Source organism: Vulgatibacter incomptus, assembly GCF_001263175.1.
GTDB lineage: Bacteria > Myxococcota > Myxococcia > Myxococcales > Vulgatibacteraceae > Vulgatibacter > Vulgatibacter incomptus.
This window is the reverse complement of the sequence record NZ_CP012332.1, coordinates 3,341,000-3,364,720: the sequence shown is the minus strand read 5'-3', so window position 1 is coordinate 3,364,720 and position 23,721 is coordinate 3,341,000. Positions and strand designations below refer to the sequence as shown.

Annotated in this window: 26 protein-coding genes; 20 read left to right on the top strand and 6 right to left on the bottom strand. The window is 69.1% G+C overall.

Features of this window, described 5'->3' with window-relative positions; translation table 11 throughout:
- Positions 1 to 370 precede the first annotated feature (370 nt).
- Both AKJ08_RS13920 and AKJ08_RS13915 read left to right on the top strand, forming a co-directional pair.
- On the top strand, positions 371 to 1,498 hold the full coding sequence (locus AKJ08_RS13920) for a YncE family protein (RefSeq protein ID WP_050726620.1): 1,128 nt from the start codon (positions 371 to 373) through the stop codon (positions 1,496 to 1,498).
- A 103-nt stretch (positions 1,499 to 1,601) separates the two neighbouring features.
- A complete protein-coding gene (locus AKJ08_RS13915; RefSeq protein ID WP_050726619.1) occupies positions 1,602 to 2,495 on the top strand; it encodes an NAD(P)-dependent oxidoreductase in 894 nt (297 codons plus the stop codon).
- Positions 2,496 to 2,502: 7 nt separating this feature from the next.
- Here the strand turns inward: AKJ08_RS13915 and AKJ08_RS13910 are convergent, their stop codons facing one another.
- The 3 genes from AKJ08_RS13910 to AKJ08_RS13900 all read right to left on the bottom strand — a co-directional run bounded on the left by AKJ08_RS13910 (position 2,503) and on the right by AKJ08_RS13900 (position 5,611).
- On the bottom strand, positions 2,503 to 3,825 hold the full coding sequence (locus AKJ08_RS13910; protein WP_050726618.1) for a sigma-54 interaction domain-containing protein: 1,323 nt from the start codon (positions 3,823 to 3,825) through the stop codon (positions 2,503 to 2,505).
- A 34-nt stretch (positions 3,826 to 3,859) separates the two neighbouring features.
- Entirely contained in the window at positions 3,860 to 4,582 is a 723-nt protein-coding gene (locus AKJ08_RS13905) for an MBL fold metallo-hydrolase (protein WP_050726617.1), read from the bottom strand.
- A gap of 72 nt (positions 4,583 to 4,654) precedes the next feature.
- Positions 4,655 to 5,611 carry a sulfite exporter TauE/SafE family protein gene (locus AKJ08_RS13900; protein WP_050726616.1) on the bottom strand — a complete coding sequence of 319 codons (957 nt, stop codon included), beginning with the start codon at positions 5,609 to 5,611 and terminating at the stop codon, positions 4,655 to 4,657.
- 273 nt (positions 5,612 to 5,884) lie between these two features.
- On the opposite strand from AKJ08_RS13900, the gene AKJ08_RS13895 reads away from it, so the two are divergent.
- The 5 genes from AKJ08_RS13895 to AKJ08_RS13880 all read left to right on the top strand — a co-directional run bounded on the left by AKJ08_RS13895 (position 5,885) and on the right by AKJ08_RS13880 (position 9,533).
- Positions 5,885 to 6,310, top strand: a complete 426-nt coding sequence (locus AKJ08_RS13895) for a YeeE/YedE family protein (RefSeq protein ID WP_050726615.1) — start codon at positions 5,885 to 5,887, stop codon at positions 6,308 to 6,310.
- Positions 6,307 to 6,768, top strand: coding sequence for a DUF6691 family protein (locus AKJ08_RS13890; RefSeq protein WP_240475346.1), 462 nt, complete (start codon positions 6,307 to 6,309; stop codon positions 6,766 to 6,768). The genes AKJ08_RS13895 and AKJ08_RS13890 overlap by 4 nt, the downstream gene beginning before the upstream one ends.
- Before the next feature lie 144 nt (positions 6,769 to 6,912).
- Positions 6,913 to 7,599 (top strand): DUF2293 domain-containing protein, encoded by a 687-nt coding sequence (locus AKJ08_RS13885; protein WP_050726614.1) that lies wholly within the window; start codon positions 6,913 to 6,915, stop codon positions 7,597 to 7,599.
- A 189-nt stretch (positions 7,600 to 7,788) separates the two neighbouring features.
- Positions 7,789 to 8,331 carry a hypothetical protein gene (locus tag AKJ08_RS20190; protein ID WP_205624726.1) on the top strand — a complete coding sequence of 181 codons (543 nt, stop codon included), beginning with the start codon at positions 7,789 to 7,791 and terminating at the stop codon, positions 8,329 to 8,331.
- Complete coding sequence (locus AKJ08_RS13880) at positions 8,259 to 9,533, top strand: alpha/beta fold hydrolase (protein WP_169788838.1); 1,275 nt, start codon at positions 8,259 to 8,261, stop codon at positions 9,531 to 9,533. The genes AKJ08_RS20190 and AKJ08_RS13880 overlap by 73 nt, the downstream gene beginning before the upstream one ends.
- Positions 9,534 to 9,612: 79 nt before the next feature.
- On the opposite strand, the gene AKJ08_RS13875 is transcribed toward AKJ08_RS13880, so the two are convergent.
- On the bottom strand, positions 9,613 to 10,224 hold the full coding sequence (locus tag AKJ08_RS13875) for an outer membrane beta-barrel protein (protein WP_157370690.1): 612 nt from the start codon (positions 10,222 to 10,224) through the stop codon (positions 9,613 to 9,615).
- 108 nt (positions 10,225 to 10,332) lie between these two features.
- The gene (locus AKJ08_RS13870) at positions 10,333 to 10,860 is read right to left on the bottom strand and encodes a hypothetical protein (RefSeq protein ID WP_157370689.1); all 528 of its coding nucleotides are present in this window, start codon (positions 10,858 to 10,860) and stop codon (positions 10,333 to 10,335) included.
- 139 nt (positions 10,861 to 10,999) lie between these two features.
- Here AKJ08_RS13870 and AKJ08_RS13865 point away from each other — a divergent pair, with 139 nt between their 5' ends.
- The 11 genes from AKJ08_RS13865 to AKJ08_RS13815 all read left to right on the top strand — a co-directional run bounded on the left by AKJ08_RS13865 (position 11,000) and on the right by AKJ08_RS13815 (position 20,570).
- Complete coding sequence (locus AKJ08_RS13865) at positions 11,000 to 12,061, top strand: DUF2332 family protein (RefSeq protein ID WP_157370688.1); 1,062 nt, start codon at positions 11,000 to 11,002, stop codon at positions 12,059 to 12,061.
- Between the two features lie 100 nt (positions 12,062 to 12,161).
- Complete coding sequence (locus AKJ08_RS13860) at positions 12,162 to 12,905, top strand: DUF1275 family protein (protein WP_050726609.1); 744 nt, start codon at positions 12,162 to 12,164, stop codon at positions 12,903 to 12,905.
- A 100-nt stretch (positions 12,906 to 13,005) separates the two neighbouring features.
- Complete coding sequence (locus AKJ08_RS13855) at positions 13,006 to 13,848, top strand: urease accessory protein UreD (protein ID WP_050726608.1); 843 nt, start codon at positions 13,006 to 13,008, stop codon at positions 13,846 to 13,848.
- Between the two features lie 25 nt (positions 13,849 to 13,873).
- On the top strand, positions 13,874 to 14,176 hold the full coding sequence (locus AKJ08_RS13850; RefSeq protein ID WP_050726607.1) for an urease subunit gamma: 303 nt from the start codon (positions 13,874 to 13,876) through the stop codon (positions 14,174 to 14,176).
- Positions 14,177 to 14,231: 55 nt separating this feature from the next.
- The gene (locus AKJ08_RS13845; protein ID WP_050726606.1) at positions 14,232 to 14,540 is read left to right on the top strand and encodes an urease subunit beta; all 309 of its coding nucleotides are present in this window, start codon (positions 14,232 to 14,234) and stop codon (positions 14,538 to 14,540) included.
- Entirely contained in the window at positions 14,537 to 16,237 is a 1,701-nt protein-coding gene (gene ureC / locus AKJ08_RS13840) for an urease subunit alpha (RefSeq protein ID WP_050726605.1), read from the top strand. Before AKJ08_RS13845 ends, ureC begins: the two co-directional genes overlap by 4 nt.
- Positions 16,238 to 16,250: 13 nt before the next feature.
- Positions 16,251 to 16,721, top strand: a complete 471-nt coding sequence (gene ureE, locus AKJ08_RS13835; RefSeq protein ID WP_050726604.1) for an urease accessory protein UreE — start codon at positions 16,251 to 16,253, stop codon at positions 16,719 to 16,721.
- The gene (locus tag AKJ08_RS13830) at positions 16,721 to 17,407 is read left to right on the top strand and encodes an urease accessory protein UreF (RefSeq protein ID WP_050726603.1); all 687 of its coding nucleotides are present in this window, start codon (positions 16,721 to 16,723) and stop codon (positions 17,405 to 17,407) included. Before ureE ends, AKJ08_RS13830 begins: the two co-directional genes overlap by 1 nt.
- 12 nt (positions 17,408 to 17,419) lie before the next feature.
- The gene (ureG, locus tag AKJ08_RS13825; RefSeq protein ID WP_050726602.1) at positions 17,420 to 18,037 is read left to right on the top strand and encodes an urease accessory protein UreG; all 618 of its coding nucleotides are present in this window, start codon (positions 17,420 to 17,422) and stop codon (positions 18,035 to 18,037) included.
- A complete protein-coding gene (locus tag AKJ08_RS13820) occupies positions 18,034 to 19,092 on the top strand; it encodes an urea transporter (RefSeq protein WP_050726601.1) in 1,059 nt (352 codons plus the stop codon). The genes ureG and AKJ08_RS13820 overlap by 4 nt, the downstream gene beginning before the upstream one ends.
- Positions 19,093 to 19,388: 296 nt before the next feature.
- Positions 19,389 to 20,570, top strand: a complete 1,182-nt coding sequence (locus AKJ08_RS13815) for a GAF domain-containing sensor histidine kinase (RefSeq protein ID WP_050726600.1) — start codon at positions 19,389 to 19,391, stop codon at positions 20,568 to 20,570.
- 82 nt (positions 20,571 to 20,652) lie between these two features.
- Here AKJ08_RS13815 and AKJ08_RS13810 read toward each other — a convergent pair whose 3' ends face one another.
- The gene (locus AKJ08_RS13810; RefSeq protein WP_050726599.1) at positions 20,653 to 21,804 is read right to left on the bottom strand and encodes a citrate synthase; all 1,152 of its coding nucleotides are present in this window, start codon (positions 21,802 to 21,804) and stop codon (positions 20,653 to 20,655) included.
- 148 nt (positions 21,805 to 21,952) lie between these two features.
- Here AKJ08_RS13810 and AKJ08_RS13805 point away from each other — a divergent pair, with 148 nt between their 5' ends.
- Both AKJ08_RS13805 and AKJ08_RS13800 read left to right on the top strand, forming a co-directional pair.
- Positions 21,953 to 22,885, top strand: a complete 933-nt coding sequence (locus AKJ08_RS13805) for an ABC transporter ATP-binding protein (protein ID WP_050726598.1) — start codon at positions 21,953 to 21,955, stop codon at positions 22,883 to 22,885.
- On the top strand, positions 22,882 to 23,706 hold the full coding sequence (locus AKJ08_RS13800; protein ID WP_082343181.1) for an ABC transporter permease: 825 nt from the start codon (positions 22,882 to 22,884) through the stop codon (positions 23,704 to 23,706). The genes AKJ08_RS13805 and AKJ08_RS13800 overlap by 4 nt, the downstream gene beginning before the upstream one ends.
- Positions 23,707 to 23,721 lie beyond the last annotated feature (15 nt).

Genomic DNA, 23,721 nt, shown 5'->3' with positions numbered 1-23,721 from the left:
CGCGCTCGCGACCGGCTGCCCCGGAAACGAGAAGCTCGTCTGGTCGAGGGAGCCCGTCACCGATTGCGTCGCGGTCACATGCGCGTCTCAGGGCGCCGAGTGCGGCCAGGTCCTGGACGGGTGCAGGTCGATTCTCGATTGCGGCACGTGCGATGCTCCCGAGGTTTGTGGCGGTGGAGGGCCGAACCGTTGCGGGCTTGGCTTCTGCGTTCCGATCGACTGCAGTCAGATCGGCGCCGAATGCGGGAGGATCCTGGACGGCTGTACCGGTGTGCTCGAATGCGGGGAGTGTAGCGGGACTGACGTGTGCGGCGCAGCGGGGCCGAACCGGTGTGGCCCCGGGCCGTGTCTCCCCTCGTCCTGCGAGGACATGGACGCGGAGTGCGGCCTCGTCTCGAACAATTGCGGCGAGATGCTGGACTGCGGCACTTGCGCCGCGGGTCTGGCCTGCGATTCCAATCATCGCTGCGGTGCCTGTGAGCCCCTGTCGTGTACCGGCCTGTGCGGCGAGGTGAGCGACGACTGCGGCTCGACCCTGGACTGTGGCCCTTGCCCGCGGGGGGATTCGATCGACATCAAGGCCAACGGGCTGGTCTCCGATCGGAGTCGCGGCAAGCTCTACGTCAGCCTGCCCAGCTCATTTGGCGCCGATGGCAACTCGGTCGCCATTCTGGACCCCGCCAGCGGCCTCCTCGAAGCGACGCTCTTCGTGGGGAGCGAGCCGACCGTCCTGGCGATCTCCGATGACTCGTCTACGCTCTACGTGGGGCTCGCGGGCGCGCCGCGCGTGGTGAAGGTGGATCTTGCGACCTTCTCGGTCGTTGGGCAGTTCGACCTGAGGACCGACTCACGGTCCGGGCCCCTCTTCGCGGAGCAGATCGCCGTGGTCCCCGGCGCGCCCGACTCGGTGGCGGTGAGCACCTGGATCAAGGGCGTTTCGCCGCGGCACGCGGGAGTCGGCATCTGGGACGGCGGCGTGCGCCGCGACAGCATGACCCCGGGCCACACGGGCGCGAATCGCATCGCCTTCACCGGATCGCCTGGAGTCCTCTACGGCTACAACAACGAGTCCACGGAATTCGGGTTCCGCACCTTCGCCGTGAAGCCGAATGGCCTCGAAGAGGTCTCCGTCGTCCCTCGTGTCATCTCCGGGTTCTATCTGGACATCAAGTCGTCCGGAGATCGGATCCTCTCGACGGCTGGGGACCTGGTCGATCCCACCCGGCCCTCCCTGCTCGGCACGTACGGCGCGTCGGGGCCGATCGAGTCCGACCTCTCGACCAGACTCACGTACGTGGTATCGAGCGATTGGCGCACCCGAAACACGTCGATCGAGATCTTCGATCGGGAGCGCTTCGTCCCCCGGGGACGCGTCGACCTGGGCACGCTTCCCGACGGTCTAGCCGACCTCGTCCGATGGGGCGACCGCGGTCTCGCTTTCCGGGCCGGGGGCAAGATCGTATTCGTCGAAAATCCCCTCATCGCCGGCGAGCGATAGGACAGCGACCGAACGAAAGCACGATCGATCCCGTTCGCGCGGACGCACGCCCTGCTGCAGGCTCGATCTGTTCGTTCGACGTCCGGACGCCAGAGGAGAGCACATGACCTCTCGAATCGGCTTCGTTGGGCTGGGGCACATGGGCAGCCCCATCGCGGAGAACCTCATCCGGTCGGGCCACTCGCTCCGGATCTTCAACCGCACGAGCGAGAAGGTCGCGCCTTTCGTCGAGATGGGCGCCGAGCAGGCGGCGACGCCAGCTGATGCCGCTTCGCCGGGGGGCATCGTCTTCTCGATGATCGCGAACGATCGAGTGATGGAGATCGTCACGCTCGAGGAGCACGGGATCCTCGAGCGCCTGGGGAAGGGTGGCGTCCACGTCTCGATGAGCACGCTGTCGCCGGCGCTCGCCCGCAAGCTGGAGAAGGCGCATCGCGAGCGGGGGGCGGAATACGTGGCGGCGCCGGTCTTCGGCAGGCCCGAGGCCGCGGCGGCTCGGAAGCTCTGGATCTGTGTGGCGGGTGCGGCCGGGGCTCGGGCCCGAGTTCGACCGCTGATGGAGGAGCTGGGGCAGGGGGTCTTCGAGGTGGGCGACGAGCCCGCGGAGGCGAACGTCGTGAAGCTCGCGAACAACTTCCTCATCGCCGCGGCGATGGAAGCGATGGCAGAGGCGTTCACGCTGGGCGAGAAGAACGGCGTCCCCAGGGAAAAGCTGGCGGAGATCGTGGGGAAGACGCTCTTCGCTTGCCCGATCTACCAGGGCTACGGGAAGGCGATCGCGGAGGAGCGCTTCGAGCCGGCGGGCTTCGGGCTGATGCTGGGGCTGAAGGACGTGAAGCTGGCGCTGGATACCGCGGAGGAGAGCCAGGTGCCGATGCCGCTGGCCCAGCTCGTCCATGGTCGATTGCTCTCGGCGATGGCGCGGGGTCGCGGGAAGCTCGATTGGGCGGCGCTTGCGCTCGGTGCCAAGGAGGACGCGGGCCTCGGCGAGCAGTGAAGCGACCTCAGGTGGATTCGATGCCCAGCTCGCGCATCCGCCGCCAGAGGGTGACCCGGCTGATCCCGAGGATTTGAGCGGCGCGCTCGCGGTGGCCGCCGGCGCGCTCCAGGGCGCGGCGGATGCGCGCAATCTCCGGTGGCTCCTCGGCGGTCGGAGGCGGGGGAACGTTCGCTCGCGCGCCCCCGGCCAATCCGAGGCTCGCGCCGGGCTCGAGGATCTCCACCGGCAGATCGCCCGGCTGGAGGATCGGCCCTTCGCCGATGACGAACGCGTACTCCAGCGCGTTGCGCAGCTCCCGTACGTTCCCCGGCCAGGGGTGGCGCTCCAACGCGGTCATCGCGCCAGGCGCGATGCGGGAGACCCGCCGCCCGCCCTGGGCGTTCAGGTCCTCGACGATCTTCTGGGCGATCAGCCCTACGTCCTCCACGCGCTGGCGCAGCGGCGGCAGGAAGATGGGGATCACCCGGAGCCGGAACATCAGGTCGGAGCGGAAGCGCCCCTGCTCCACCGCCATGCGGAGCGACTGGTGCGTGGCGGAGACGATCCGCACGTCCACCGGGAGCGGCTCCCGCCCGCCCACCGGGATCACGGTCCGTGTCTCGAGCACGCGGAGGAGCTTCGCCTGGAGCTCCAGCGGCATCTCCGCCACCTCGTCCAGGAACACGGTCCCGCCGTGGGCGCTGCGGAAGAAGCCGGGAGAATCACGGACCGCGCCAGTGAAGGCACCTCTCACATGTCCGAAGAGCTCGCTCTCGAGGAGGGTGGCGGGGAGCGCCGCGCAGTTGATCGCGGCGAACCGGCCGTCGCGGCGGGGCGAGAGCTCGTGGAGCGCCCGGGCCACCAGCTCCTTTCCCGTCCCGGTCTCGCCGCGGACCAGCACGGTGACGTCCCGGCCCGCGGCCCGCTCGATCACGTGAAACGCCTGCTTCATGGCCGGGTCGCGGGTCCAGAGACCGTGAAACAAGACGGGGCCATCCGGCTCCCCGACGGCGCCGCCCTGCGCCTCGAGCGCGAGCACCCAGCCGAGCCGCCTCCCGTCGCGCATGACTGGCGTAGCGCGGATCACGATCGATCGGGCGCGCCCGCCACGGTAGGGGCGCTCGACCGTGCCCGTGACCGGAACTCCCTTTGCCAACGCCTCGGCGATGGGCCGGTTCGTCGCTCCTCCACAGAGGAGTTTGGCCGCGTTCACGCCGCTGGGAAGCGAGGTCCCTACGAGGTCTTCGGCGGACTCGGTGGCGCGCACCACCCGGAGCTTCTCGTCGAGAATCAGGGCGGGCCCTGCGAGATCCTCGAGGGCGGCCAACATGAGCGGCTCGTCGTTCATCAAGGTTCGAGTCGTTTCAGGAGCGGAGGACACGTCAGGAATCGACATGCTCCATCGACGGGGCCTGAGCGGATCCGCAGCGGAGGTTGGCAGGGAGCGCCGCGTCGATCTTCTTCGGGTAGGGGAGGCCGAGGTTGGCCATGATCTCGACGAAGTCCTCCTCGGTCTTGCCTTGTCCCAGCCTGGGATTCAGGCGCTTCTCGTCGCCGATGGTGCTGGCGGTCCTCCCTTTGTAGTCGTGGCCCGGATAGACGACGGTCGACTCGGGGAGACGGAAGAGCTTCTCCGTGATCGAGCGGTAGAGCTGGTGGGCGTCGCCCTGCTGAAAGTCGGTGCGGCCCGTGCCGCCGATCAGCAGCGCGTCTCCGGTGAAGGCCATCGCGCGATCACCCGTGACGAAGCTCAGGCAGCCGGAGGTGTGCCCGGGCGTCTCCAGGACCTCCAGCTCCTGGGAGCCGAAGCGGATCCGATCGCCGTCCTTGACCGGGCGATCGGCGCATTCCACGCCAGCCTTCTCGGAGAGGATGGTCGTGCAGCCGGTGCGCTTGCGGAGGAGGTCCGACGCCGTGATGTGGTCGGCGTGGACGTGGGTGTCGATGACATAGACTAGCTTCAGGCCGAGCGCCTCGATCAGCGCGAGGTCGCGCTCGGCCTGCTCGAGCACCGGGTCGATGATCACGGCCTCGCCGGTCGCTTCGTCCGCGAGGAGGTAGGTGTAGGTGGAGCTCTCGGGGTCGAACAACTGTCGGAACAACATCGGGGGGACTCCTCTCGAGCGTTTCGAAACGAAGTTTCTCGAAAGCAACAGCGGTGCCAGCGTTCGACCCAGTCAACTCGTGGAAATGCTGCCTTCTTCCGCTCTGTTTGTCGTTTCTTTTGTTGCGGCGGTCGTTTCAATCCGGTTCATGGGCTGCCTTCCGCCGCGAGAGCGGACCAGGTCGATGGACCCGAGCAGGAGGGGGACGGAAACTCCTCCGAGGATCCACGGCCAGTCATCGACGAGCGCCACCTGCAGCCCGGCGGCGCGCGGCACCTCCTGCGAGAGGAGGAAGACCGCCATCACGATCACGAACCACGCGAACGCGCGCCGGAGGACGTCCTGGCGCACGCGGCCCGCCAGCGATCCACCGACGACGCTCCCCACGATGGCCATCGTCGTCACTCCTGCGGCGAGGCCGTAGGGAACGTGGAGGTTCCCGAGGTGGCCGGCGAGGCCGGCCGCGGAGTTCATGGCGATCACGAGGAGCGAGGTCCCGATCGCCTCCCGCATGGAAAGCCCTCCGAGGAGAGCCAGGGCCGGCACCACCACGAACCCGCCGCCCGCGCCGACGAAGCCGGTGATCGAGCCGACGCCGAGACCCTGGAGGATCAGCCGGGACCAGCGCCCTTCTCCGGTCGCGCCTGGCGCCGCCTCGCGCCGCTTCCGCATCATCGCCAGGCCCGTGATCAGCATCATCGCCCCGAAAGCGAGGATCAGCGCCTTGCCGGAGACGTGTTGCGAGGCTCGTCCGGCGAGGAAGGCGCTCGCCATGCTCGTCGCGCCGAAGAGGAGGCCTGTGCGCCATCGGACGCGACCTCCGCGGGCGTGGGCGACGAGGGCCGCCGCGCTGGTCGCGCCGACGACGATCAGCGACATGCCGATGGCCTGGTGCGCTTCCATCCCGAGGACGTAGAGGAGGATCGGCATCGTCAGGATGGATCCGCCGCCCCCGAGCAAGCCGAGGGAGCCGCCGACGAGGAAAGAGAGCGCTAGCGCGAGGAGGAGAATCGGGAGCTCGATGGACATGACCCGCCCGCCTTTGCGACCTCCGTGCCAACGGACGCCGGCCTGTCGAGACTTGCGTTTCGAGGATTCGTTCCCCGGCCGATCGCCGCATCTCCTTCCCGCGCGAAACTGTTGGAAACGGAGCTGTTGCTCGCGCCGAAACGCGTAGAACAGGGGTGAAACGGCCTCCGGGCGCGGCGCGCCGTTACCTTCGCGAGATCTCGCTCCACCACCGTTGGCACGGGGATTGCGAGGGAGCCAAGACTGTTCCTGCAACAAGGAGACTTCGTTCGGATGGATTGGATTTCGATCAAGTGGGCACTGGGCGGCGGCGTCCTGATCGGCGTGAGCGCGTCGCTCCTGCTGCTCTTCAACGGCAGGGTCGCCGGGATCAGCGGGATCCTGGGCGGCCTGGTCTCGCGTCAGCCCGGCAAGATTTGGCGCGCGCTCTTCGTGGCCGGCCTCGTGGTTGGCGGCGCGGTCGCGTATGCCGCGATGCCGGGGCGCTTCGATGCGAGTGCCGCGCCCTCGCTCCCCCTCGTTGCGATCGCGGGTGCGCTCGTGGGAATCGGGACGCGTCTCGGCAGCGGCTGCACCAGCGGTCACGGCGTCTGCGGCATCAGCCGGCTCTCGCCGCGCTCCATCGTCGCGACCCTCACCTTCATGGCGACCGGCGCGCTGAGCGTGCTGGTGGTGCGTCTCGTGGGAGGACTGGAATGAAGACGATCGGGATGCAGGGGTTCGTCGCTTTCGTCGCCGGCTTGCTCTTCGCCCTGGGCCTGGCCGTGGGAGGAATGACCGAGCCGGGGAACGTGATCGGCTTCCTCGACTTCGCCGGCGAGTGGAAGCCCGCGCTGGGCTTCGTGATGGCCGGCGCCGTCGGCGTGTCCGCGATCACCTGGCGGATCGTCCGCCGCCGAGAGGCGCCGATCTGCGCAGGCGACTTCAATCTGCCTACCCGGCGCGACCTCGACGCACGGCTGATCGGCGGCGCCGCGATCTTCGGGATCGGCTGGGGCCTCGGCGGCTACTGCCCGGGCCCGGGTCTCGTGTCGCTCGCCACCGGTGCGCCCAGCGCGTTCGTCTTCGTGGCGTCCATGATCGGAGGCACCTGGCTTGCGAGCGCCTGGGAGCGATCCCGGCAGACCGCCGCCGCCGAACCGTCGAAGCTCGCGTGACCGGCGGCGCGAAGTCCGGCGCTCGCCTCGCGGCCCGAGGCGGCGCTGGGCCGCGGTCTCGCCTTCGGAGGACGCGGGCCTCGGCGAGCGTGAGATCGTCGTCGGCTCTCGACATCCGGCACCGCTGCGCTAGAACGCGGGCGCATGAGCGAAGAGAGCCTCGTCGTTTCCCCAACTGCCGATCCCCGCCTCGTCCGATTGCCGGATGGCAGGACGGCGAGCCCGCCCAAGGGCTGGGCGCTGCTGCCGCCCGGCGATCCGGGGATGACCCGCCGCGTGAAGGCGGCTGGGCCGAGCTGGACGGTGATCGAGCAGAAGGGGCGGAAGAAGTTCTCGAAGGGCGTGTGGGCGCCGGCGGCGCACATCGAGGCGGCGAAGGCGGAGCTCGAGGTCGAGCGCGCGGACCCCGCCTACGCGCGCCGCAGGGAGCAGGACGCCGCGCGCCGGGTGAAGAAGCAGGACGCCTACGTCCACGACTTCGCGGACTCGGTCTTCCGCTTGCTGCGCTTCTCCCGGACCTTCCACGCCCGCGCGATCGAGCTGGCGGCGGCGGTGACTGCACACGCCACGCCGGTGGGCTCGGGGACGGTGGCCCGCACGGAGCGAATCCCCGTCGAGCAGCGGGCGGAGGCGGCGGTGATCGCGTGGATGCGCCACCAGACCACCGCGTACGACGACATGAAGGTGGCGCGGGTGAAGGGTGCCCGCCGCGAGGTCCGCCGGGAGCTCGCGGAGATCTCACGGGCGGTGCTCGAGCTCCATCGGCGCGACGTTCCCCACGGCGTGGCCTCCTGCCCGCTCTGCAGCGCGCTCGCACGCCTCCCCGCCTGACCGGGCGGGCATGACCGCCGGCCCTCCCGGAGCCCTTTCCCTATCCCTACGTCACGAGGACGTGGGTCTCATGAAGCGCTCGTAGCAATCCCGTCCCGAATATCGAACGCCCGTTTCGAGGCTTCGAACTCGCACCGTCTGATTCAGTCGGTAAACGTGTGGTTCACGATTCTACAAGGATGGGACGTGATGAGGATTCGAGGCTGGATGGCCGCGCTCGGGGCCTGCCTGCTGGCAGGTTGCGGAAGCGCGATGGACCCGGGCCAGGGAAACGACGGCGGCTCCGGCGGAGAGGGTGGTACGGGCGGCGAGATCGGCGAGGGCGGTAGCGGTGGCGGTGACGCCGGCAGCGGAGGCGACGCCGGCGGTGGCGCGGGAGGTGGCGACCCAGGCGACGGCCCCGTGCCGATCCGTGCCTCCCTCGGTGACATCCGGTGGGGCGAGACGCCCTGCCCGGCGGACATGCGATGCGCCACCGTCGACGTGCCGCTCGACTGGTCGGACGAGGCGAGCGAGAGGATCTCGCTCTTCCTCCGCAGCCTCCCCGCGAAGGGAGAACGAAAGGGGCGGATCTGGCTCCTGGCGGGGGGCCAGGCCAGGCGTCGGAGGGTCTCATCCTCTCGCCGATCGCGACGGCCTTCGCGGCGAAGGGCCTGGACGTGTATTCCTTCGACAACCGCGGGGTGGGCCGATCGACGCCCCTGGGTTGCGGCAAGCAGACCGACGACGTGAAACCCGTGTGTCTCGAAGAGCTGGCGACGCGTTGGGGCGACGGGCTCCAGCACTTCTCCACCACGGCGGCTGCGATTGACATCGGGATGCTGATCCAGTCACTCCGTGTGGAAGGGACGCCCGAGTACGTGTGGGGCGGATCGTACGGAACCCTCGTGGCGAATCGTTACCTGAGCCTCTTCCCCGACCAAGCGGCCGGCGCGATCCTCGACTCGATCTGCCCGGCGGAAGGCTGCCGGACGATCCTGCACCGCGACGAGTCGGTCGAGAAGCTCGCACGCCGTGTGCTGGAGAATTGCGAAGCCGATGCGTTCTGCACCAGCAAGCTCACGTCCGATCCCTGGGGACTCCTCGAGCGTCTCATGCAGAAGCTCGAGGACGGCCACTGCGGCGGAGTGATCGCGGGACCGGGGGAGAAGAACTTCCTCTCCGCCGTCTTCGCCCAGACCTTCGCGGATCCGGTGCTCATCGAAGTCGGCCTCGCGGCGATCTACCGATTCGATCGCTGCGCTCCGGCCGACGTCGCCGCGCTCCAGCACCTGGCACTGCTCCTCTTCTCCCCGAGCCAGGGGGCGGGGACCGACCCATGGGATCCCTCCCCGTACCTCAACCGCCACGTGGTGTTCTCGGAGTTCTGGGAGGATGCCTTGACGCCGGCGTCCCTGCGCGAGGAGTCGAGGAATCGGATCGTCACGATGGGGACGGGAGAGCGGTGGGCCGACCGGAGAGAGAGCTGGCCGTGGCCTCTGTACGACGTGCCGGTATCGCTGAAGCGTTGGGCCGACACGTCGATTCCGCTGCTCTTCCTGAACGGTACCCTCGACTACGCGACGCCCGACTGGGATCTCGGGGGCGTCGAAGGGTACCTCTCCGGGCCTTCACAGAACCTCGTGGTGGTTCCGTTCAAGGGGCACATGACGATGCTGGACGTCTATGGCGAAGTCGATGCCTGCGTCGCGTCGATCGCGACGTCGTTCGTACAGACTCCCGGTAGAGCCCCCGACGTGGGATGTCTCGCCGGCCGCCGCTTCCCCGACGTGCGCAGCAACGTGTCGATGGCGCGCTGGGCGATGGGGACGAACAACCTCTGGGAGAACCCTTCGCTCATCGTGGCGACGCCCGATGACGACGAGCTCACGGCCGAGCCGCCCCCGGGTGCCGTCGAGGCGCTGAGGCGCGCCCGGCGATTGCTGGAGGACTGAGGAAGTCAGGGAACGCGCCGTCGAGCGGGCCAAGCCGGCTCGATGGCGCGCGTAGGAGCGGAGAGCGCCCCCGCCCGGTTCAGTTGTAGGTGGCGCTGAACGACAGGCCGAACGACGTGGTCGTTGCGTTCTTCGCACCGCTCGACGGGTTCGTAGGCGGGATGCTGGACCACGCAGCGTCGGCGGCGAGCCCCAGGCCCCAGTTCCGTCCCACCAGCCATTCCTTGCCGAGCGCGAGGCGGGCGCCGGGCCCGTATTCGGTATCTTCCCTCGAGTACATGTCCGAGAACTGCACCTGGGTGAGGAGGAGGGACCCGGAGAGGAAGACGTTCGCAGGCATGAAATAGTAGGTCAGTCCAGGTCCGATGGAGACGACCGCGAAGGAGCTTCTGTCGGCGCGCCAGATATCACCTCCCTGGGCGACCGTCGGATTCGAGGCTGCGGAGCTCGTGACCTCTCCGAAGAGAATCAAGTTCGGCGCGATCGTACCTCCCAGCGCCAAGTTGAAGCCCACCCCGGTACCTTTTACGTCGAGACCATCGACCCCGAATTTGAGAGCGCTGGGGCCCAAGCCCATGCGCAGGTAGAACCCCTCGTGCGCCCCTGGGGAATCGAGCTCCAGGCGGGCATGGGCGGGAGCGGCGATTCCGACGAGCGAGGCAACGGCGAGAGCCGAAAGTAGGCGTTTCATGGGCGAACTCCGGAAGGTTTCAGAGGTGACGCCGCATTCGACGCAAATCGGACACGCACATTCAATTCATTTTTCGCCGATCGGTGCTTTCCGGCGGCGCTCGCCGGGCTACGGCACCTGGATCGTCCGCGTCGCGGCGTCGCACGCCATGTCGCCGCAACGGGGGCCGTTCGGATAAAAGCGCTCGTAGGCCGGCTCGAACGACGTCCGAACGAGCTCGAAGCCGTCGCGGCGCACACCGAGGCCGACGGCGTGAGGCGCCCCGAACATCCGGATCTCGGCGATCCCCGGGAGCGGCACCTCCGAGTGCGAGACTGTCTCCCCGTCGATCGAGTGGGTGACGGAGCGACTCGGGCCGTACACGGTGACCGCAACGTCCCCGCAAGAGGTCGGCGAAATGATGCCGGAGACCATGATCTCGCAGCCGAACGCGCGGCCGTCGAGGTCGAGCGCGAGCTCGTAGCGGCCCGTCGCGGTGAGCGGCGGGTCGAACGTGACCGTGAGGCTGTCGAGGCAGGCCATCTCCGTGCAGGCCGGGCCATTGGCGAGATTGTCGACCTGGCATCCAGGGCTGCCCCCGAAGAGCGCGAGCCAGGTGCACGATAGAAGGGCGACGAGGGCGAGCCGAGAGCGCACGGGAGCCTCCGCTGACGAGGTTCGATCCATCCTATCGCGCCTCGTGGGCGTGCGCACCTTCCCTCCACCCGGGTTGACGCCATGCGCCGTCCGTTTTATTGGAGGGCTCTCCGTTTTGGTGGAGGGCGAGGTGAGGGCGATGGAATTGGTAGAGGAGCTCGAGGCGCAGCGCAACATGATCGGGGCGCGGGTGCCGGCATACGGGAGGCTTCTCTCCGAGATCGCTGCGCTCCGAGGCACGGACGCCTGGACCCGCCTGGAGACCGCGCTCTCGCAGCGACCCTCCTTCGCCACCTACGGGCGGCCGCTGCTGCTGCTCGCGGCCCTCCGCTTCGATTCGCTCTCGGAAGGGCCCTCGCACCCGCTCTGGGGCGCGATCTCCGACGCCTCGCCCTCGCCCCTGGGCTTTGGCCGGGACGAGGTGCTGGCCGCGCTCGAGCCTTCGCGGAGCCGGATGTGGGACGCGCTCCGCACCCGATACGTGCAGACCAACGAGACCACCCGGGCGGTGGCCTGGCTCTGGCCGGCATCGTTTATCGACGGCCCCCTGGCCCTCGTCGATCTCGGAGCGAGCGCGGGGCTGAACCTGATCGCCGACGCGCTGCCCCGGGTCTGGCAGACCGCGGGCGGCGACGCGATCCCGACCCTCGCGGACGGCTCTCGCATCGCGCGCCGCCTCGGCCTCGATGCGCGGCCGATCGACGCCAGCCGCGAAGAGGAGGCGCTCTGGCTGCGGTCGTGTGTGTGGCCCGGAGAGGCGGCGCGGCTCGAGCGGCTCGACGCGTCGATCGCGGCGTTCCGGGTGGCGGTCAACGCACCCGGTGGACCCGTGCTCGAGGCCACGCCGGCGAGCCGGATGCCTTCGCGCCTCGCCGATCTCGGCGGGGAGGTCGGCCCCGGCGTGACGATCCTCGCCTACCAGACGATCGTCCGGGACTACTTCGCGCCGGCGGAGCGGGAGGCCTACGAGGCGGGCATGCACGAATGGCTGCGCTCGCGTCCGCCCGGGCGTGCGCTCTGGGTCGAGCTCGAGACGGTGCCCGACGGCACGAAGGAGCTGCCGTCGGCGATCGTCGTCCACGCGGTGGATGGAAGGGGAGAGACGCGCTCGCTCTTCTTCGGGCGCTGCTCGTTCCATCCGCGGATCGTCTTCGAGGACGCGCTCGGCACCACCGAGCTCCGGGCGCTGCTCTCGCCCTGAGCGGCTGAAAGCCGACGGGCGCGGTGCCAGATTCCACCCGTCCGCGCGGAGGACGCGCGAGACGGGGCGCGCCGATCGAGGCGCTAGGAATCGCGAGGCCATGTCGGTTCCGGAGGCTCCATCTCGCGGCAGGCTCGCGACCGCCTGGCTCCTCTTGCTGACGCTGACGGCCGGAAGTGTCGACGCGAACTCCTTCTACGAGCTCCAGGTCTTCACGGCCAACATGACCGGCAACGCCGTGCTCCTCGGGATCGCCATCGGCTCTGGCGCGGGCGCCTCCGCCGTTCGATCGGCCTTCGCCCTGGCGGGGTTCAGCTTCGGGGCGTGCGCCGGCGCAGCCGCCCTTCGGAGGCGCTCGCCCGCCGAGGCGTGGAGCATCCGCGCCGCGACCGCCACCGCGATCGAGGCCGCGATCCTGCTGGCGGGGTTCATCGTCCTTCGGCTCGAGAACTTCGAACCGTCTACGGGAAACGCCCTGGCGGTGGTCGTCCTCGTCTCCGTCGCGATGGGGCTGCAGAGCGGCGTGGTCTGGAGGCTGAGGATCCCGGGCGTGAGCACCACCTTCGTCACGGGCACGATCATCGGCCTGATGTCGGGGCTGACCGACGGACCCGCGGCGCACCCTCCTCGCGGCGAATCCGGCCAGCGGCTCGCGGTTCGGACGAGCTGGCAACGGATGGCCGCGCTCCAGGCCGCGACCTTCGTCGTCTATGGAGCAGGCGCGGCGCTGACTGGGCTGGTCCATTCGTCGTCGGCCCTCTGGGCACAGCTCGTGCCCCTCGCGGGGATCGCCGCCGCGATCCTCGTGTCGGTCGAGGCCCATCGGGAAAAATCGCACCGCTGATTCACGGGGAGCCCGTCGCGCGAGGAGGAAGAGCCGGGTAGCGGACGCTCGGCTCTTCGGCGCGTTTGATCCGCCCGCGGGTCGCTCGTGAAATGGAGGCATGCGAGTCGAGGCCCCGAACGAAGGACGACGCTGGCGCGCGGAGCTGGCTCTCGACTTTCGCCGCGAGCGGGGCCGCACGGTCCTTCGCCAACGCCGGTACGGCCCGTTGGTGGTGCAGCGGGCGCTCTACCCCGAAGGGCCGGATCCCTGCCACGCGGTTGTGCTGCACCCGCCCGGCGGAATCGCTGGCGGAGACGACCTCCGCCTGCGGCTCGAGCTCGGCCCCGGATCCCACGCCCTCGTGACTACGCCTGGCGCCGGCCGTTGGTACCGCACCACGGGCCTCGAGGCCTCGCAGCGGGTGTCGATCGTCGCCGACGGCGCGACGATCGAGTGGCTCCCGCAGGAGACGATCGTCTACGACGCCGCTCGCGCGCGGATGGAGACCGAGGTCGAGCTGCGCGGCGGCGGGCGCTTCCTGGGTTGGGAGATCCTCTGCCTCGGCCGCACCGCCTCGGGGGAGCGCTTCGAGAGGGGCGCCATCCGTCAGCGGACCATCATCCGCCGTGACGGAAAGCTCGTCTGGAGCGAGCGTGGCGCCCTCACAGGAGGCGATCCGCTCCTCGCGTCGGCGCTCGGCATGAGGGGCCGGAGCGTCCTCGCCACGCTGATCCTGGCCGGCGACGCGCCGGGTCCGGACGCCATCGCCGCATGCCGAGCGATCGCCCCCGAGGAGGACGGCGCCGACACGGGCCTCTCATGCTTCGAGGGGCTGGTGCTGGCCCGGTACCTGGGCCGATCGAGCGAGCGGGCGAAGCGCTGGCTCCGTGCGCTCTGGCGGATCCTCCGCCCGGCAGGCCTGGGCCGCGAAGCGGAAATCCCGCGGATCTGGAACACGTGACCCGAGCGGTCCGAGAGGTTTTCCCGTGAGGCTGTCGCCGAAAGAGAAAGACAAGCTCCTGATCTTCACCGCGTCGCTGGTGGCCGAGAGGCGCAAGGCGCGGGGCCTGAAGCTGAACCATCCCGAAGCGGTGGCCTACCTCGCCGCCGCCCTCATGGAGGGCGCGAGGGACGGGAAGACCGTCGCCGAGCTGATGACCTGGGGCGCGACCCTCCTCGGCCGCGACGACGTCCTCGAGGGCGTGCCCGAGATGATCGAGATGATCCAGGTAGAGGCCACCTTTCCCGACGGGACCAAGCTGGTCACGGTCCACGAGCCGATCCGCTGACGCTTGAGACGAGCCGCCCCGGCTCGGAACGAGCGGCGGTTCGAGAGGTGCCACGATGATTCCAGGCGAAGTCCGCACGATGCCCGGGGAGATCGAGCTGAACGAAGGCCGGCCCGCGATCTCCCTCGAGGTGACGAACACGGGAGATCGGCCGATCCAGGTGGGCTCGCATTACCACTTCGCGGAGGTGAACGACGCGCTCACCTTCGATCGTTTCAAGGCGACGGGCCGTCGCCTCGACATCGCGGCGGGCACCGCGATCCGCTTCGAGCCCGGGCAGACGCGCACCGTGGAGCTCGTCGAACTCGGCGGCCGCCGCTTCGTATTCGGCTTCGCCGGACGGACGATGGGGAAGCTGCCGTGAAGATCTCCCGAAAGGCGTATGCGGAGCACTACGGTCCGACCACTGGCGATCGCATCCGGCTGGCGGACACCGACCTCTGGATCCAGATCGAGCGGGACTTCACCGTCTACGGCGAGGAGGTGGTGTTCGGCGGCGGGAGGGTGATCCGGGACGGAATGGGGCAGAGCCAGGCCCTTCGCGCGGATTGTGTGGACACCGTGATCACCAACGCCGTGATCGTGGACCACTGGGGAATCGTGAAGGCCGACGTCGGTCTGAAGGACGGGCGGATCGCGGGCATCGGCAAGGCGGGGAACCCCGACATCCAGCCCGGCGTGACGGTCGTGATCGGCGCGTCGACCGAGGTGATCGCGGGCGAGGGCCTGATCCTCACCGCGGGTGGGATCGACACGCACGTCCACTTCATCTGCCCGCAGCAGGCCGAGGAGGCGCTGACGTCGGGGATCACCACGATGATCGGCGGCGGCACCGGTCCCGCCGCGGGCACGACTGCGACCTCGGTGACGCCGGGCGCATGGAACATCGGGCGCATGCTCCAGGCCGTCGAGGGGCTCCCCGTGAACATCGGCCTCCTCGGCAAGGGCAACGTCAGCCAGCCGGGTCCCCTGGTCGAGCAGATCGAGGCAGGCGCGATCGGCTTCAAGCTCCACGAGGACTGGGGATCGACGCCGAAGGCGATCGACACTTGCCTGAGCGTCGCGGAGCAGATGGACGTGCAGGCGTCGCTCCACGCGGACACCTTGAACGAGGGCGGCTTCGTCGAGAACACCATCGCCGCGTTCAAGGGCCGGACGATCCACAGCTATCACACGGAGGGTGCGGGCGGAGGACACGCGCCGGACATCATCCGGGTCTGCGGCGAGCCGAATGTGCTCCCGTCGTCCACTACGCCGACCCTGCCGTTCACCGTGAACACCCTCGACGAGCACCTCGACATGGTGATGGTCTGTCACCACCTGAGTCCCGCGATCCCCGAAGATCTCGCCTTCGCGGAGTCGAGGATCCGCCGGGAGACGATCGCGGCGGAGGATCTCCTCCACGACATGGGCGCGCTCAGCATGATGTCGTCGGACTCGCAGGCGATGGGCCGCATCGGCGAGATCCTGACCCGCACCTGGCAGACCGCGCACAAGATGAAGAAGCAGCTCGGATCGCTCCAGGGCGACGGCCCGGACAACGACAACGTCCGCGTGAAGCGCTACGTGGCCAAGACCTCGATCAACCCGGCGCTCGCCCAGGGGATCGCCCACGAGGTCGGCTCCGTGGACCTGGGCAAGATCGCCGATCTCGTCCTGTGGCGGCCCGCGTTCTTTGGCATCAAGCCCACGATGGTGCTGAAGGGCGGCGTGATCGCGACGGCGCTGATGGGTGATCCCAACGCTTCGATCTACACGCCGGAGCCCGTGCACTACCGGCCGATGTTCGGCTCCTTCGGCGGCGCGCTGGAGCGGTCTTGCTTCACTTTCGTCTCGCGGGCCGCAGCGTCGAACGGGGTCGGCGAGAGGCTCGGCCTGCGCCGGACGCTGATCCCGGTGGCGGGAACGCGCACGGTGAAGAAGCGCGACATGATCCACAACCACGCGCTGCCGAAGATCGAGGTCGATCCGGAGACCTACGAGGTACGGGCGGACGGGAGGCTCCTCTGGGCGGAGCCTCTCGACGTCCTGCCGATGGCGCAGCGCTACTTCCTCTTCTGAAACGGGGGTCCGCTTGATCACGCTCCGCGAGATCCTGCCCCGCGAAGGCGGCGTCGAGGACGAGGTCGTCCTCCCTTTCGAACAGAGGCGCCACAGCCGGCTGCGCGTGGTCCTCGCCTCGGGGCGCGACGCGGCGATCCTCCTGGCCAGGGGCGCGTCCATGCGCGACGGCGATCGCCTCGGCGGGAGCGACGCTTCCGGAGCGCTGATCGCGGTTCGCGTGATCGCCGCCCCCGAGGACGTCTACCGGGTGACGGGCGACGGTCTGATCCGGGCGGCCTACCACCTGGGCAACCGGCACGTGCCCCTCGAGCTCGGCGACGGTTTCCTCCGCCTCGAGCGCGACCCCGTGCTCCGCGAGCTGCTCGAGGGTCTCGGCTTCGAGGTGGCCGAGGCGCGGGAAGGCTTCGATCCCGAGCCGGGCGCCTACGGCGGTCGCCACGGCCATGCCCACGCGCACGAGCACGAGCACGAGCACGCGTGATGCAGCGCGCTCCCACCGGCGATCTGGCCTCTCTCGCCCGCCTGCTGCAGCTCGCGAGCCCGAGCCTGCCGGTGGGTGGCTACGGCTACTCGCAAGGCCTCGAATCGGCGCTGCACCAAGGCCTCGCCCGCACGCCGGACGAAGTGGAGCGTTGGATCGCCGACCATCTCGTCCTCGTGCTCGGCCGATGCGACGCGCCCTACTGGTGGCGCCTCGCGCGCGCCTTCGCCGCTGGGGATCTCGCCGAAGCGGCGCGGTGGAACGAGGAGTACCTCGCGTGCAGGGACGGCGCGGAGCCGCGAAACGAGACGAGGCAGATGGGCTTCTCCCTCGTCCGGATGCTGGAGGAGGTCGAGGGAGAGGCGCTGCCGGGCGCGTGGAAGGGCGAGGTCTCGTACCTCGCCGCCTCCGCCCATCTCGCCGTCCGCTGGTCGCTTCCGCTGCCCGATGCGCTGCTCGGCCACCTGTGGTCGTGGCTGGACGCGCAGGTCCTTGCCTGGCTCAAGACCGGCGCCGCCGGGCAGATGGCGGGGCGGCGGATGCTCTCGAGGCTCGCCGACGCGCTGCCCGGGATCGTCGAGTCGAGCGAGGCCGCCTCCGACGACGAGCTCCAGAGCTTTTCACCGGGCCTGGCCCTGGCCGGCTACGCCCACGAGATCCAGGACGGACGCATGTTCCGCTCCTGATGGGGGAGAAGGATGCATCGGGGAAATCCGTTGCGGGTCGGGATCGGCGGTCCCGTCGGCTCGGGGAAGACCGCTCTCGTCGAGGCGCTCTGCAAGCGCATGCGCGATCGCTGGGAGCTGGGCGTGATCACGAACGACATCTACACGAAGGAGGACATGGAGATCCTCCTGCGGGCCCAGGCGCTGGCGCCCGAGCGGATCCGCGGCGTGGAGACGGGAGGCTGCCCGCACACCGCCATCCGCGAGGACGCCTCGATCAACCTCGAGGCGATCGCGCGCCTCGTCTCCGAGCTGCCGGAACTCGAAGCGATCTTCATCGAGAGCGGGGGCGACAACCTCGCCGCGACCTTCAGCCCGGAGCTCTCGGACCTGACGCTCTACGTGATCGACGTGGCGGGCGGCGAGAAGATCCCGCGAAAAGGAGGCCCGGGGATCACGCGCTCGGATCTGCTCGTCATCAACAAGACCGACCTCGCGCAGCACGTCGGCGCGTCTCTCGACGTGATGGCCCGCGACGCGGCCCGGCAGCGAGGCGACAGGCCCTTCGTCTTCACCTGCCTGAAGACGGGCGACGGCGTCGACAGGGTCGTGGACTTCATCCGAACCAGGGGGGTCCTCGAGCCACGATGAGGCTCTCGTTGAACGGCCGCATGCCCGAGTGGGCGGAGCGGGCCGATCGCCACCAGGCGACGGCGTTCGTCGACTCGTGCCTCCGCGGCGTCGGGATGGTGATCTTCCTGGATAACCCCGTCACGGGGATCCTCATCCTCGTGGGCCTGCTCGTGGCCTCGCCGTGGCTCTGCGTGGCGACCCTCGTCGGCGTCGCGTCCGCGACGTTGGCCGCCCGCCTGCTCCGCCTCGACGTTCGCACGATTCGAACGGGGGCCTACGGCTACAACGGCGCGCTGGTGGGCGCGGCCCTCGGCACCTTCCTCCTCCCGGTGTGGAGCCTCCCCGTCTTCGCGTGCATCGTCCTCGCTTCCGCGATCAGCCCGGTCGTCATGGTCGCGGTCTCCGCGGTGACGGCGAGGCTCCTCGACCTTCCGGCCCTGACCTTCCCCTTCAACTTCGTCGCGATCCCGTCGCTCCTCGCCACGTTTTCGATCGTCCACATCCACCACTCGCCTCTCCTGGCGATCCACGCGGCACAGAAGATCGAAACGGGCCTTCGAGCGACGGAAGGGGTCACGCCGCAAGCCGATCCGGGGGTGATCGTGGGAGCCATCTTCCGCGGCATCGGCCAGGTCTTCCTCGCGGACGACGTCGTCTCGGGGATCCTGATCGTCGCGGGGCTCTTCGTCGCTTCGCGGGTCGTGGCGCTCTTCGCCGTGATCGGCTCCGTGGCCGGCATGCTCTGCGGCCTCGCGCTCGGCGGCGATGGTGTCGCCGTCTATCACGGATTGTGGGGGTACAACTCCGTCCTCTCCTCCGCGGCGTTGGGCGGGGTCTTCCTGGTGCTCAGGTTCCGAACGGCGATCTACGCCGTGGCCTGCGCCGCCGCGACGGCGGTGCTCTATGCCGCCATGGTCTTCGTCGGCAGCCGCTTCGGCGTGCCCGCGCTCACGCTGCCGTTCTGCATCGCCACCGTGGTGTTTCTCCTGGTCCCCTGGGCGACGACCTCGATTCGGCGGGTTCCGCTGGCAGAGGTGTCCACTCCCGAGGAGCGCCTGCGGATCGGATCGTAGGCCAGAGCGCCACGCTCGTTCTCGAGCCGGCGGGCGGGCCGAACCGGATGTGAGCCACGACGCACCTATCGCATCGACCGCCAGAAGATTGTCGGCTGGCCCAGCGCGTCAGACGAATCGTCTGGAAATTTACGGTGGATTCGATATGTGACTCCAAAAGGTCGAACTCGGGGCTCGTACCGGTCTCTCTGGGGAGGAGGTCGTTGATGGGGTTTGAGGGGAATTGGCCGGGGCCATTATCCGACGCCGGGGGGCGGCGATTGCGGAGGAGGCCGACGGCGATCACCGCCGCGGAGGTGGCGCATGTCGCCGTCGCGGTAGCGGAAGCTCCCGACGATCCGAGCATCTACGGCGTGGTGGCCGATTCGGTCTGTTCGCTGGGTGCGACCGCGTGCGCGGTCTATCTCGCCGACCGGGAGCGCCGCGAGCTTCTGAGGGTCGCGGCGACCGGCCTTCCGCACTCGTGGGATGCGGCGACCGAGCGCGTCCGCTTCGATTCGGATTTCCCCGCCGCCAGGGCAGCGCGGACGGGGATCCTCCAGATGGACGAGCGGGCCGCCTTCCCGCGCTGGCTGGGGGCATCCGAGGGCGCATACGGGATCCGCTCGGTGGTCGGCCATCAGCTCGTCGCGAGAGGAAGGCTCGTCGGCGCGCTCGCCTGGTCCGTGCCCATCGTTCCCGCCTTCACCGGCGGAGATCTCGCCGCGATCCGCTCGATCGCCGCGATCTTCGCGACGGCGATCGACAACGCGTGTACGCGCACCCAGCTCCAGCAGCTCCGCGACGAGTGGACCTCGGTGGTGACCCACGAGCTGCGCCAGCCGCTCACGGTGATCGCCACGCACACGGACCTGCTTCGCCGCCTCCCCCTGGAGGCCAAGGTCCTCTCCCGGCTCGAGCACATGCGGACGAGCGCGCGCAACCTGGGGCGGATGATCGAGGATCTCTCGAGGTCGTCCACCCTGGACACGGCGCACCTGGTGCTCGACGTCCGCACCCTCGACCTCGGCGCGTTCCTCCGGGGGATTCTGGAGCGGGGCGGGGCCGATCGCGACGGCTGCGAGGTGCGGGCGTCGATCCCGCCGTTCCTGCCGGACGTGCGCGGGGATCCCGGGAGGCTGGAGCAGATCCTCGGCAACCTCCTCTCGAACGCGGCCAAGTACGGCTCACGAGATGCGGCGATTCAGCTCGAGGCCCAGGTGTCGGACTTCGAAGTGAGGATCTCGGTCCGCAACCGGGGCCCAGGCATCGACCCCGACGAGCTCCCCCGCGTCTTCGATCGCTTCATGCGGGGACGGAGGGCCACGGTCGGCATCAGCGGCCTCGGCCTCGGGCTCTTCGTGGCGAAGGGGCTCGCGGAGGCGCAGGGCGGGAGGCTCGAGGTCGAGAGCACACCCGGCGAGACGACGACCTTCAGCCTGGTGTTGCCGACCGTCGCTGAAGCCCAGGAGCTGCCGCGGCTCGTCGCGGAGTCCTGACGCCCAGGCCGCCGCTGAAAAACGAAGAGGGCAGGGACCGAAACCGGTGCCCTGCCCTCCAACGTTCAGCTCGATCTACGGCTCAGCGGCGATCGATCGAGGTGTAGCTGCGGGGCGGAGCGCCCACGTACACCTGGCTCGGCCGGAAGATCCGGTTGTTCTCGAGCTGCTCCATCCAGTGGGCCAGCCAGCCCGAGACCCGCGCGATCGCGAAGACCGGCGTGAAGAGGTCCATCGGGATGCCGAGCTTCTGGTAGACGAGGCCGGAGTAGAAATCGACGTTCGGGTAGATGCCCTTGGATCCGACGCGCTCCTCCATCACCGACTCGAGCTTCACGGCGATGTCGTAGAGCGGCGTGGAGCCGTAGCGGGCGAAGAGCTGCTCGGCGAGGCGCTGGAGGATCTTCGCGCGGGGATCCTTCACCTTGTACTCGCGATGACCGAAGCCCGGGATCTTCCGCTTGGCGGCCTGGGCCTTGTCGAGCCAGGGGATCACGTTCTCGACCGTGCCGATCTCCTGGAGCATGTCGAGGACGTCCTCGTTGGCGCCGCCGTGGAGCGGTCCAGAGAGCGTGCCCACCGCGGAGGCCACCACCGCGTACGAGTCGGCCAGCGACGAGCCGGTGACGCGCGCGGAGAAGGTCGACGCGTTCATCGAGTGCTCTGCGTGGAGCACGAGGCAGGTGTCGAGGATCTTCGCGTGGAAGGGATCCGGCTCCTGCTCGTTGAGCATGTAGAGGAAGTTCGCGGCGTGGTTGAGCTTGTCGTTCGGCAGCACGTCGCGGTCGCCACGGCGCATCCGGTGGAAGGCGGCGACGATGGTGGGGAGCTTCGCGATCAGCCGGACGCAGGCGCCGTGGCGCTGGGCGGCGTCCATGACGTTGATGTGGGGGTAGAACATCCCCAGCGCGCCCACCGCGGCGGCCAGCGCATCCATCGGATGCCCGGTCTCCGGGAGGGTCTTCATCAGGTCGATGAGCTTGTACTTGAGGCGCCGGTGGTGGACGAGCTCATGCGTGAAGCCGTCGAGCTGCTCCTTGGTGGGGAGCTGCCCGTACAGGAGCATGTAGCTTGTCTCTTCGAAGGTGCTCTTCTCGGCCAGCTCCTCGATGGGATAGCCGCGGTAGAAGAGGATTCCCTTCTGGCCGTCGATGTCGCAGACCTTCGACTCCGCGGCGGGGACGCCTGCGAGGCCGGGCATGTAGGGGAGCTGGGGCTCGGTGTTCGTCTCCATGTGGATCCTCCGGCGAGGCTTGCGGTTGCTCTGTCGCCTGCCTTGGGCTTCGCCTTGTATCACCTTGCTCCGGCTTTGCGGAACGTAGATCGGCCGGCGATCGAAAGTGCGGCGGGGCGCCCGCCGCCGGATTAGATTCGGCGACCTCATGAACGTTCCCCCACCCGTCGTCGAGCTCGACGGCCTGACCAAACGCTACGGCGATCTCACCGCGCTCGACGCGGTGACCCTGGACATCCGGGCAGGCGAGATCTTCGCGCTCCTGGGGCCGAACGGCGCCGGAAAGACCACTCTGATCGGCTGCGTCTCCGGCCTGGTGATCCCCACCGCCGGTACGGCCCGGGTCCTCGGCAGGGACACGCAGCGGGAGTACCGCGAGACCCGCCGGGTGGTCGGGCTGGTGCCCCAGGAGATCAACTTCGACCCCTTCTTCACCGTCGAGGAGACCCTCCGCTTCCAGGCCGGCTACTTCGGCGTGAAGCTCTCGGAGGCCCGTCTCGCCGAGATCCTCGACGCCCTCGACCTCGGCCGAAAGCGAAAGGCCGGCACCCGAGAGCTCTCCGGGGGCATGAAGCGGCGCCTCCTCATCGGCAAGGCGCTGGTCCATGACCCCAAGGTCCTCTTCCTGGACGAGCCCACCGCCGGCGTGGACGTGGAGCTCCGGCGGGACCTGTGGAAGTACGTGCGCCGCCTCCGGGATCAGGGGACTACGGTGGTCCTGACCACCCATTACCTGGAAGAGGCAGAGGCGCTCGCCGATCGGATCGGGATGATCGATCGCGGCAAGCTCCTCCTCGTGGAGGAGAAGGCCGCGCTGATGCGCCGCCTGGGCCGCCGGACCCTGCGCCTCCAGCTCGCCGAGCCGCTCACCCGGCTGCCCGGGGCGCTCGAAGCCAAGGGAGCGCGCCTGGTGGAGACGGGGATGGTGATCGAGCTGGAGCAGCCGCTGTCGGAGGAGCTCGGGCCGGTGGTCGCCGCCGCGTTGGAGGCGGGTCTCTCGGTCCGCGACGTCGAGACCCGGCGCACGGGCCTCGAGGAGATCTATGTCGGCCTCCTCTCCAAGGACGGGGTGAGACCATGATCGGCGCCGAGTCCAGCCGGACCCCTGCCGCTTCGGCGGCGCGGGCCACCCTCCGCGACCGCTTCCGTGGTCCGCTGACCCTCTTCGAGAAGGAGATCCGCCGCTTCCTCCGGGTGCCCGGGCAGACCCTTGTGTCGCCGGTCATCACCACCGTGCTCTACCTGGTGGTCTTCGGCTACGCGCTGGGCGGGCGGCTGCGGGAAGTGCAGGGCATGCCCTACATGGCGTTCATCGTGCCGGGCCTGGTGATGCTGGGAGTGATCTCCAACTCCTTCCTCAACACCTCCTCGTCGATGTTCATCATGAAGCTGCAGGAGACGGTGGTGGACCTGCTCGTCTCCCCCCTGCGCTACGGCGAGATCGTCGCCGCGATGGTCGGCGCCGCCTCGGTACGGGCCCTGGCCGTCGGCTTGATGACCTGGGTCGTAGCCAGCATCGCGCTGGGCGACGTGGTGATCTCCCACCTCTTCTACGCGATCGCCTTTCCGGTGCTGACCAGCATCGGGCTCTCTGCCTTGGGGCTCTTCGTGGGGATCTGGGCCGATAAGTTCGAGCACGTGAACCTGGTGCCCACCTTCGTGATCACGCCGCTCACCTTCCTCGGCGGCGTCTTCTACGACGTGAACCAGCTCCCGGGCTTCTTCGCGACCCTCTCCCGCTTCAACCCGGTGCTCTACCTGGTCGACGGGATGCGCTACGGCCTCCTGGGCACCTCGGCGATCGAGCCGGCGATCTCGCTGGTCCTGCTGATCGCCTTCGACGTCCTGGCGATCGGGATCTGCCTCGTGGTGCTCCGCACGGGCTGGAAGCTTCGGAGCTAGGCGAAAGCGTCCCGC